7 protein-coding genes are annotated in these 11,645 nt (G+C 48.4%); 1 reads left to right on the top strand and 6 read right to left on the bottom strand.

What is annotated here, in order from left to right; all coding sequences use genetic code 11:
• Positions 1–122 precede the first annotated feature (122 nt).
• Together F3F93_RS02870 and F3F93_RS02865 are read right to left on the bottom strand one after the other, a co-directional pair.
• Positions 123–2,609 (bottom strand): PAS domain-containing sensor histidine kinase, encoded by a 2,487-nt coding sequence (locus F3F93_RS02870; protein ID WP_176957666.1) that lies wholly within the window; start codon positions 2,607–2,609, stop codon positions 123–125.
• A gap of 178 nt (positions 2,610–2,787) precedes the next feature.
• Positions 2,788–3,729 carry a substrate-binding domain-containing protein gene (locus tag F3F93_RS02865; protein ID WP_176957842.1) on the bottom strand — a complete coding sequence of 314 codons (942 nt, stop codon included), beginning with the start codon at positions 3,727–3,729 and terminating at the stop codon, positions 2,788–2,790.
• Between the two features lie 178 nt (positions 3,730–3,907).
• Between F3F93_RS02865 and F3F93_RS02860 the strand changes: the two genes are divergently transcribed.
• On the top strand, positions 3,908–5,242 hold the full coding sequence (locus F3F93_RS02860; protein ID WP_176957665.1) for a carbohydrate porin: 1,335 nt from the start codon (positions 3,908–3,910) through the stop codon (positions 5,240–5,242).
• A 164-nt stretch (positions 5,243–5,406) separates the two neighbouring features.
• Here F3F93_RS02860 and F3F93_RS02855 read toward each other — a convergent pair whose 3' ends face one another.
• Genes F3F93_RS02855 through F3F93_RS02840 form a run of 4 tightly spaced genes read right to left on the bottom strand, consistent with a single transcriptional unit; the run spans position 5,407 to position 11,389 of the window.
• Positions 5,407–8,358: a PAS domain S-box protein gene (locus tag F3F93_RS02855; RefSeq protein ID WP_176957664.1), complete on the bottom strand. Its 2,952-nt coding sequence runs from the start codon at positions 8,356–8,358 to the stop codon at positions 5,407–5,409.
• On the bottom strand, positions 8,355–9,146 hold the full coding sequence (locus F3F93_RS02850) for a transporter substrate-binding domain-containing protein (protein ID WP_176957663.1): 792 nt from the start codon (positions 9,144–9,146) through the stop codon (positions 8,355–8,357). Before F3F93_RS02850 ends, F3F93_RS02855 begins: the two co-directional genes overlap by 4 nt.
• Positions 9,147–9,205: 59 nt before the next feature.
• The gene (locus tag F3F93_RS02845) at positions 9,206–10,042 is read right to left on the bottom strand and encodes a transporter substrate-binding domain-containing protein (RefSeq protein WP_176957662.1); all 837 of its coding nucleotides are present in this window, start codon (positions 10,040–10,042) and stop codon (positions 9,206–9,208) included.
• 15 nt (positions 10,043–10,057) lie between these two features.
• The gene (locus tag F3F93_RS02840) at positions 10,058–11,389 is read right to left on the bottom strand and encodes a serine hydrolase domain-containing protein (RefSeq protein ID WP_176957661.1); all 1,332 of its coding nucleotides are present in this window, start codon (positions 11,387–11,389) and stop codon (positions 10,058–10,060) included.
• Positions 11,390–11,645: the final 256 nt, after the last annotated feature.

Genomic DNA, 11,645 nt, shown 5'->3' with positions numbered 1-11,645 from the left:
TCTCAGAGTCAGGCCATTCCTTAAGTCAGACAATCCCTCAGCGTCAGACAAACTGAAACGGGCTATGCGAAATTGCATAGCCCGTTTTTTATCATCCCACTGTTTTATCCAGCCCAAGGTGATTAACCCTCCAGCACCTCACGGACCGTCTGACTCAGTACACTCACCGTAAAGGGTTTACTGATAATCCTCTCCTCAAGTTCACTCTTATCTCTACCCAGCGTACTGAGTTTATCGTAACCGGTGGCAAACATCGCCTTCACCTTCGGATTGATCGCTTTGATTGCATCAAGGGCCTCCGGCCCGCTTAAGCGTGGCATCACCACATCGAGAAGAACCATGTCGATCTTATCTCCGTGCGACTGATAAACCTCAACAGCCTCCCTGCCATCTTTAGCGGTCATCACCCGGTAGCCCATGCCTTCAAGCAGATCACGGCCGATACTCAAGACGGTCTTATTATCATCGACCAGCAGTATGGTTTCACCATGTCCCTGTACAACCTCGTCATTCAATTCGGGCAGGGCAACAGTCAGCTCGGTCTCCAGCAGCGGCAGGTAGATATCTACCCGTGTTCCTGAATCTTTGCCGCAGGTAGATTTCACCTCCACGACACCACCATGGGTTTTTACAGAACCATAGACCATGGCCAGGCCAAGTCCGGTGCCTCGCCCCTGTTCTTTGGTGGTGAAGAATGGCTCGAAGATATGATCGATATCTTCAGCCTTAATGCCGCTACCGTTATCAATCACTGAAAGAGAGGCAAACTCCTCCTCAATAAGACCCTCATGTGCATCCTTAAAATGATCATCAGCTATATATTTAGCCAGCCGAACCTGAATCATGGGATTTTCACTCTCGCTTACAGCATCGTAGGCGTTGTTGATCAGATTCAACAATACCTGCTGCAGCTGATTGATATCCCCCTTCACCCGCAGATCAGGATCAATAATCTGCAGTTGCAGATTGATATTCTCAGGCAGCGAAACCTGATTAAGCTTGATGGTCTCCTTCAAAAATGTAGCGACGGAGATCGGATTCATCTGCACAATGCCTTTGCGCGAGAAGGTCAACAGCTGCTGAATCGTGGCTGCAGCAGAGAATGAGAGTTTCTCTACAGATTCAAGTCGCCTCACCACATCGGGAATAGCTGCAGCAGCCTTTTTCGCCAGATAGAGGTTACCGGTAATGCCGGCAAGCGTGTTATTAAAATCGTGTGCGATGCCACCCACCAGCGTACCGATCGCCTCCATCTTCTGGGATTGATGGAACTGCGCCTCCAGCTCCTCAAACTTCTCAAGATTCTGTTGTACTCCGATGTAATTGACTGTTTTACCCGTTTCATCCTTAATCGGAGAGATGGTAAGCATCGCCGGATAGTGCTCACCGCTCTTTTTCCTGTTGATCACTTTACCCTGCCAGATTTCCCCCTTAAGCAGGGTCTGCCACATCTTCTCGTAAAAGCGGGCATTCTGACTGCCGCTTTTCAGCATACGCGGATTTTTGCCGAGCACCTCATCAGGGGAGTAACCTGTAATCTCACTGTAGGCGGCATTGATATGCTCAATGGTGCCATCGACATCGGTGATCACGATCGCCTCACCCGACTGCTCCAGCGCCTGCGAATATCGCTGCACCTTTGCCTCCGCCTGTTTACGTTCACTCAAATCAACCAGCGTCGCCAGCAGATCATTGCCAAGAAAAACACCTGAAATCTCTACAGGACGAACCTCACCACTCTTGCAGGTTATGTTGTACTCGAGAGGCTGAATATCTTTGTCCCGTTCAAGTGCAACCTGGCATGCCCGGCTCCAGGTCTCCTGCACCCATTTGCGGTAACTCTCATCGGGATAGGCAATCCCCCACCAATGCTCAATCGTCGGCATATCCTCCAGGGTGTAGCCGAAGGTTTGGGTAAAACGTTCATTAATAAACGCTATCGCGCCACCATCTGTTACATAGGCCAATGGAATCGGCACCTGCTGTGAGAGCCTTCTGAAACGGCTTTCGCTCTCTTGCAACTCTTTTTCACGAAGATGCACGGCATCCATCATCTTGTTGATCGTTGCCGAGAGAAGAGTGATCTCTTTCGGACCACCCTCTTTGAGCTTCTTCCTTGGAATGCCATTTTCATCGGTTTCAGCCAGTCCGCCAACCATCAACGAGATCGGCTTTAAAACCCTCTGTCGAATGGCTATCAACAGCAGCAGAATCAACAACAAGGAGATTGTCACCGCATAAGTAAGGTTCTCGATAATGGTTTGTTGCAATGCCATCCTTACCGAGCGATCCGAACTACAGATAGTTACAGCGCCAAGAGAGCGACCATCACCTTCCGCAGCAATTGCTGATGAAAGCGTATAGAAGCAATCATCTAACAGCTTTTGATGCTGAATATTTTCAGGGTTATAATCGACAATATTCCAGTTATCATCTCTAATTTTTCCGCTGATATAGGAGCCCTCACCCACTATCTCTCCCATATTTTTATCAGCAACAGTGATAGCAGAAATATCACCATCCATTTGATTCAGAACCAGCGTCTCATACTCGTTAATCGCATAAGCCTCGATGTAGTTGGCAATATTTTTACGCAATGATTGAATCACAACTTCTGAATGATTTTTAATATCACGTTCAATCTCAGCTTTGTCCGAAAAATATGAAATAGTGGAATAAATCGAAACCACAATGATCACAACGAATGCAATGACAGAAGCCAGATAAGCGTTTAAAGAGTATTTAGCCATTCTTATTAAACTTCCACATTACAGCAGAGGTAATGTCTCATTGGCTATCCATGCCCAGAACATTTCTATGAATGAGAGGTAACTTCTGTTTGATGTTCATAGCGGAAACAGCCAGAACCGGAAGCTTCTGTTCCTTTATAACAATCTGACCAGTAAGATGAGCATGCATAGCATCCACAGCCTTTTCCCCCATCAAAAACGGCTGTTGCATGCCGGCACCAAGCAGTATCCCGTCTGGAATCAACTCCAGAAATACAGGTTCCGCATCAAATGTGATTAATAGAATCTCCTTATTTTTGCCTGCATCTGTAATCGCATCAATTGCGCCCTGATACCTGTCCGACCCCTGCAGCCAGATGGCGCGAAGATCCGAGTTTTCCTCAATAAGTCTTTTCGAGAAATCATAGGTTTCCTGATAGGAAAAGGTCTCCTGCTGCCAGATTCCTGCTCCTTTGATGCCTGCTTCTTTCATCGCCAGCATAAACCCCGCAGTTCTGGCCTGACCATTTGCCCTTTTTTGGGGGATGGCAATGATACCAACCCGGCCATCCTGCCAGTTTAAGGCGTGCATTTTCTCAGCAAGCACTTTTCCGATTTTATAGGCGCCTTCCCTGTTATCCGATGAGATATAGGAGACATACTCACCACCATCTGTACCAATATCAGCAATCACGACAGGAATTCCAGCGCTCTTTGCCAACTTCAGTATTGTTACGCAGGCAGAAGAGTTGGTCGGCGAAACAACGATGCCTGCCACACGCTCCTTAATGGCTTTGACAGCAAACTGAATCTCTTGTTTAGCATCATTATCAGAGCTGTATACGCTGGATTTATAACCCAGCTCCTCCGCCCTTGATTTGATGCCACGCCACATAATATCCCAGAACGGGATTCTTTGATCTGAAACCAGGTAGACCAGCTGTTTATTCTCTACGATGCCGGTCTGAACCGGCGCACAGAAAGCGGTCGCAACAGGCATGAGAAAAAAAACTGCCAGCAAAACCATTTTCACTATCTTCACATCATCTCCCTGTAGATAACACTGCAGCTACGGATGGCACTTAATATGCTAACAAACACTAAATTCATTCCAATAAAATCATAGCAAATATAATGCCGATTGGAAGCGCCAAAGCCGATAAGGAGAGAAAAGAGTGATGAGACTTGCTTTATCAACACCGGATCGCGCAGAGACCCATAATTTTGCCAGTCATATGATTGTAATATCTCTTTCTCTGTCACTGCTACTCTTTTCAAGCCATGCCTATTCTGGAGAGGCTGAATTCGGATCGCAGGGCTATTTCCGTGCCGGGCACGGCCTCTCATCTGGTTCGGTTCAACAATGTTTTCAGGCACCCGGAGCGGGTGCCAAATATCGACTGGGCAATGAGTGCGACAACTATTTTGATATTGGCGGATTTTTTCGCTACAACTTTGATGGTGACGCTGGTGATACGTTAAAACCTTATCTGAAGGTCGAGTTCCAGATCGAGTATGGCGGTGCCTATGACCGACAGATCAAATGGCTTGATACCTCCAACCTGTTTTTTGAGGCAGGGAACTTCTCGCCAATGACCGGTGAAGCGAAGATATGGTTTGGCCGCCGCTACGATGACCGCCAGGATATTCATATCAATGATTTCTTCCTGTTCAACCGAAAAGGCGATGGCTTCGGCATCAAGGATCTGCCGATTGGTTTCGGCAAATTCGCATACAGCTACATGCAGAACAGAACGCACCCTGAGATCACCGGGATCGCAGTCAACAGAAGCATTAAACAAAGCATGCACGAAATTCGTCTCTCTGAGCTACCCATCAACAGAGGTGGAAAGCTGCTGCTCTACGGCAGTTACTCACAGATTCATGGCGCACTGATTGCAGCTGGAACTTCACTGCAGAGCGTCAATGGCTGGGGCGCCGGAGCTGTACATACACAAGAGAATTTTCTTGGTGGTGAAAACAGAATTAGCCTGCAGTATGGCAAGGGCAGTTCAAGAGGAGCCGCCTCGCCTCTGTTTGAAGGCAAAACCTCTATCGGCAGGCTCACAACAGCTGCCAGTGCCGAGAATCTGAAAAAAAGCAGCACGATCCGCCTCTCTGAGCAGCACCTTATCGAGGAAGATCACTGGGCATGGATGAGTGTTTTTCTATATGAGCGAAAACTACATGCAGCTTTTGATGCAACGGATCAGAGCTGGTTCAGTCTCGGTGTGCGGCCAATCTATTTCATCAATGAAAACTTGCGTTTGGTCACTGAATTGGGGCATGACCGGGTTGTGAACCATGGCAACAGAACAGCGGGTGGCCTCACCAAAGCCACCTTTGCCGTTGAACTGGCACAGGCCAAAGGTTTTTGGCAACGTCCTGTCTTACGGTTTTATGGCACCTATGCGACATGGTCGAATAGTTTCGCAGGTCAGGTTGGCGGCAACCTCTATGCCAACAGAACCTCTGGCTGGAATGCCGGCACCCAGATAGAGAGCTGGTGGTAAGCCCCCCTTTCAGGCTTAGTTGCTCATATCAAGCAACACCTTCATATCTCCCCTCTTCAAGCGCTTAGCGTGCCATATCGATGTGTAATCACATAAAAAGTGAAGCCGTGCTTTCGCCTTTGCACTGTAAAAAGCAGCTATACTGACGTAATTTTTAGAGTTTCCTAACGCTCTTCCAGTACCTCACGAATCAACTGGCTGAGCTTACTCATAGCAAAGGGTTTACTGATCACCCTCTCTTTGAACTCCTGATTGATCGCACCAAGCGTACTGAGTTTATCATAGCCAGTGGCAAATATCGCCTTCACATCCGGATTGAAATCCCTGATCGCCTGCAGCGCTTCCACACCACCGAGCTTTGGCATCACGACATCGAAAATAATCAGATCAACTTCGCTCATGTGCGATTTATAGACTTCGATCGCTGACTCACCATCTTCCGCCGTTAACACCTGATAACCCAAGCCTTCAAGCACATCACGTCCGGTCTCCAGTACAGTCAGGTTATCATCCACCAGCAGGATGGTTTCACCCTGCCCTGAAACGACCTGATCCATTGATATATCACTGTCCGACACCAGATCTGACTCAATTAATGGGAGATAGATGCGCATGGTCGTGCCCGACGCTTCACCCTGAGAAGATTCCACATCAATCACACCACCATGTGTTTTCACTGCGCCATAGACCATGGCCAAACCCAGCCCCGTGCCTTTACCCAACTCCTTGGTTGTGAAAAATGGCTCAAAGATATGTGTGACATTCTCATCACTCATACCACAGCCATTATCACTCACCTCAATACAGGCATAATCACCTTCGTTCACCCCCTCATGCAGTGCGATAAACTGCGCATCGGCATGAAATCGATGCAGGCTAATCGAGATAGCGGGCTTCTCGCTCTGCTCTACTGCATCATGGGCATTGTTGATCAGATTCATCAACACCTGCTGCAACTGGACGATATCACCATTGATCTTCATTTCGGTATCATGCACATCCAGCTTAAAGGTGATATTTTCCGGCAACGATATCTCGCTGAGTTTCACCGTCTCTTTCAGAAATGATGAGATCGAGAGCGGATGCATCTCTACAATACCTTTGCGAGAAAAGGTCAGCAGCTGCTGGATGGTTGCCGCCGCACCAAAGGCGAGTTTTTCGACAGTTTCAAGGCGCTGACCAATCTCAGGCATATCTTTGGCTGCTCTTTTGGCCAGATAGAGGTTGCCGGTTATACCAGCCAGATTGTTATTAAAATCATGGGCGATACCTCCCACCAGTGTACCGATCGCCTCCATCTTCTGGGATTGGTGGAATTGCGCCTCCAGCGTCTCCAGCTCCTCAAGGCTCTGCTGCAAGGCGATATAGTTGGTGATCTCACCCTGCTCATTTTTAATCGGAGAGATCGTCAGCATCGCAGGATAAAAGTCACCGCTCTTCTTCCTGTTGACTACCTTGCCATGCCAGACCTTTCCATCAGCCAATCTATCCCACATCGATTTATAGTAGGCCTCACTCTGGTTGCCGCTTTTGAGTAGATTCGGCTTCTGCCCCAACGCCTCCTGCTCTGAGTAACCGGTCATCTCGGAAAATGATGGATTAATATATTCAATAGTGCCTTGCAGGTCGGTGATCATAATCGCCTCACCGGACTGTTCCATCGCCTCAGAGTATCGCCTGATCTTCTCTTCCGCCTGTTTGCGCTCACTGATATTTCGCACAAAACCCAGCCACATACCATTCGGCAGAATGGTGGCACTCACCTCAACATCAACATGCTTCCCGTCTTTTCGGCGTAGTATCCATTCAGAGGTATCGCTATCCCCTTCAAGCATCTTCTCTTTGGAAGCAATCAGGCGTCCGGTATCTGCAGGAGGGATCAAGTCGAGAATAGTTTTTCCGACAATCTCATCCCGTTCCATGTCAAGCATCTGACAACCAGCACTATTCACATCAATATAATGCCCATCCAGATCAGCAATAAATATTCCATCTGCCGCATTCTCAAACAGCGAACGGAAGCGTAGCTCACTCTCCCGCAAGATATCTTCTGCCTGCTTGCGTTCACTGACATCTCGGGCATAGGCAAGAATATACTGTTCATCATCAAGCACAGTGAGCGCAACACGCACCTCAACAGGAAAGGTAGAACCATCTTTGCGCAGATGATTTCCTGTCAGCGTCTTCATCTCTCCGGACTGCATCAATTTGAACAGACCAGCCAGCTTCTCCAGCGAAAAGGCGATTTCAATATCCGGCAGCTTCATGGTAAGCAACGCATCACGTGTATAGCCAAGGCTGGCACAGGCCAGATAGTTCACATCCTTGAAGCAGCCATCCCGACAAATCAGGAAAAAGGCATCTGCCGCATTCTCTACCGATGCCCGATAGCGCCGCTCACTCTCACGCACTGAATCAATCGCCTGATTCCTCTCCTTTTCACGCTGCTGGATACTCCCTTTCATGCGATCAATACTTGCCGCCAGCCTGCCTATCTCATCCCTTTGATGCAGTTGAATACTTTGGGAGTAATCACCCTCTGCGATGGCCTGTGTCTGTTTTAACAGTTGTTGCAGTGCACGCACAATCACGCGATCAATCAATGTAATCAGGGTAATCACGATTAGTAGCGCAACAAGCAGAAGCACCTTCGCTTCATCAATCAGGCGCGTTTGAATCTCTTCACTCATAAATCTGGTGGTGATATAGACTTTCACACTGCCTATCGCACTGCCATCTCTCATAATCTCTCTTGAGGCAGTGATATAATCCCTGTCAAATTGATTAGCTGAAGGGGTGCTCTGCCATCTATTATCGCGCTCCCTGCCCTCAAACAGTTCACCATCAGCATAGACAATCACGGCGAATAGCTGTTTATCCTGCATCTCACTCTCGATAATACTGGCAACCCACTGTTTATCGATCTCCCACACCGGCAGAACCATACTCTCGGCCAGTCGCACGGCAGTCCGGTCAGCCAGTTCATGCAGTTCAGCTGTCGCCGCCTGCTTCATCTCAGTAAACTCATAAGCCTCATAGGCAACAAACCCAGCACTTACGATAAGAATTACAGCCAGAATAATTTTACTTTTAATGCTGCTGATCAGCTGGTTCACTGGGAGACCTCCTGATAGATATATCCGAAACGGTCCAGCTGTTGCTCATAATCTGCAGGAATTTGCTCACCATAGTATTTTTGCAGGATTGCTCTGTATTCACCACTCTCTCTGATCTTGCGCAACCCCTCTCTGTAGCGTGCAGCCAGAGCTGCTGCCTCTGGTTGATTAACAGCCATATTCAGGGCGATTGGTGATGCTGACTGGGGCATACGCGTCACACCAAAATTCTCGACCTCTTCGGGAAAAAGATCTTGGATGAACGCCCGGCCAACCAGATCGACCTCAATCACCACATCCAGTCGCCCTTTGTGCAGCTTCCTGAACAGCGAGGCATGAGCGTAACTCTCTTCAAAAACAATGCCTGCGCGCTTAAAGGCACTCCTGTTAACAAGGGTTCCACTTAACAGACCAACCCTGTGATCTTTCAGGCTTTCAACAGAGACAATCTCATGTGCATGGCCATGTTTAGGGCGATAGTAGAACAGCGAGACATGATAAACCGCCAGCGGAACCACGGCTGAAAAATCCTGATTGTTCATAAAAAACATGGGATTACCAAGATCATTGTTGCTGTCATTTTCAATCATTCGTTTTAAAGGTTTATAGATTATCTGTGACTCGATACCTGCAGCTGCAGATGCAGCATGAATAATCTCACCCACCATGCCATCTTTTGCCAGCGATGGGGACAAGAATGGTCTGCTCTCATTGGCATCCAGCTTTACAACCTCACCTGCTACCACACTACTGCACAACAGCAAACTGCCTACAATCACAGTGATCACAGATTGCACCATCGCTCTGGATATCAATGAAATTAAGATATAAACCTCCAGCAACTGATCTACTTGATCGTTTCCAGCCGCTTCAGAAACAGGCCACCTAACTCCCCATCACCGAAATGCTTACTGGTGATTCTAGCTAGTGTGCCATCTTTTTCCATCGCAATCAGTGCGTCCCTGAACTTTTCAGCAGCCGCTTCACCCAATGGGTGCTGACGATTAAAAACCATATAAAATGTCTGCGCTTCAGCATCTCCTGGCATCGCTATCACGTTCTCTTTCTCATCTTTCATATAACGATTAAGCAGCCACTCCACCGAACGGGGTGGCGCACAGATAAAATCAACCTCACCACGCTGCATCTTCTTCAGCAGTGTAACGGTTCTACCATACACAACCTCGGCTCCGGCCTTGCTATAGCGCTCTATCTCTTCACCTTGATGCGCACCATAACGCAGCCCTTTCAGGTTTGTACCATTCTCAATATTTAACCCCTGAGGGTGACTTGGCATATAGTAGAAATAGCGCTCTTCAAGCGATACAACCGGCACAAAGATCAACTGCTCACGCTGCGCTTTGGTGAAATCAAAATGCGAGCCAGCTACTGCCATCACCTTCTCCTGCAACAGGTAGTAATAAACCATGCGCTCAACCGGGTGGGTGGTGACTACGGCATCAACGTTAGAGCGTTTCATCCCTTCTGTGATAATTTCAGAGATCACACCACCATCCACCACCTCAGAGGAGACAAAGGGTGGGAAATCTACAGCATGAATCTGATTGTGATGCGCCGAGAAGAGTGAGGTGGTAACACGCGGCCCGGTTGCCAGTGCCTGATTCGGCACCATCATCCCAAGAGCTACGGCTGCAAATATAAACTTGGCAAATAACTGCATCATCAATCTCCTATTCTCTTAATCTGCAATGGCCGATGCCGACTGCACCAGCACCTTATCCCACAACTCAAAGTGGTGGCCAAATGGGTTGGTTTGACTCATAAAGATGGTGATCTTCTCCTCTTTCGGATCAATACTGAAACGGGTGGAGTAGATGCCCGCCCACTCAAAGGTGCCAACACCACCACTATCCACGGCGTGTTCGCGGTCAGCCTGAATGGCAAAACCCAAACCGAACTTCCAGCCTTTGCTGTGCAGGAACTCGGCATCATGCTTGCCTATATGGTTGGTCGCAGCCATCAACTCCACTGTTTTACGACTCAATAGTCGCACGCCATCCAGCTCCCCCCCGTTGAGGAACATCTGAGCAAAACGGAAGTAGTCATAGACGGTGGAGAGCACATTTGCTCCACCAGCCAAATACTTACCTGAAAGTGCTTCGGCATCGGATGGATAAAGGCAGAGATCACCAGCTATGATCGGCTTATTATCAGCGCGTTCCAGCTTGCCATGCCAGTCACTCTTCCAGACCGCTGCCAGACGCGGCAGCTTCTCTTCTGGGATATAGAAGTGGCTATCCCTCATCTTCAGTGGCTTAAATATCCGCTGCTCAACAAACTGATCGAACTTCTGGCCTGAAACCACCTCAACCAGATAACCGAGCACATCCGAGTTCAGGCCATAATCCCATACCTCACCGGGATGGGCATAGAGCGGCAGACGCGCCAGCCGTTTAACCATATCGCCAATCTCTTCATCCGGCCGACAGAAGCCGTCGGTAATGCCAGCCTCTTTATAGAGATCAACCACCATCTGGCGGGTTGGATTGGGGTACACATCATTAAGAAAGAGATAGAGGATACCGGAGGTGTGAGCCAGCAGATCACGAATCTGCACATCCCGCTTCACCGGCTCCAGCCGATAAGGAAACGCCGAGCCTTCCGGATTGGCGACCAGCACCTTCTGGTTACGAAATTCAGGGATATATTTTCCAACCGGATCAGAGAGCAGCAGTTTACCCTCTTCATAGAGCATCATGATCGCAGTACTGGTGATCGGTTTGGTCATCGAAACAATTCGGAAAATCGTATCCTTTCGCATCGGTTTACCAACATCGGCCAGCCCCGATTCATGGAAATAGGCGATCTTTCCCTTGCGTGCCACCATCACCACAGCACCGGCAATCTTCTTCTCCTCAACATAGTGATCAATCAGGCGATCCATATTTTTCAATCGCTCAGAGGAGAGCCCCACCCTCTCAGGTTTCACCACTTTATAATCTGCGGCAACCACGGGGGTTGTAGCAACGGAGATACTCGTTAAAAGTAGTGCAAACAGGACTTTCTTCATGGCACGCTCCCTCTGCTGACTTAAACTGACCCATTACTGACCAAAAACCACAACAGGCAACCGTTCACATATATCGCCCTGAGCAGCTTCATCTAAAGTATAGCAAAACTGCGGCCATCTTTGTTCTAAGGATACTCTGAATAACTCGTCGATTCCTGTATAATTTCTCCGAACAGGAGGAGTTATGGATCAGTTGAGTTTTGCGGAAGCGGAATACGATCACAAGCGTCGCAAGACGCGCCGTGAGGCGTTTCTG

Source organism: Mariprofundus sp. KV (genome assembly GCF_013387475.1).
Taxonomy (GTDB): Bacteria; Pseudomonadota; Zetaproteobacteria; order Mariprofundales; family Mariprofundaceae; genus Mariprofundus.
This window is presented reverse-complemented; position numbering and strand designations above follow the sequence as displayed.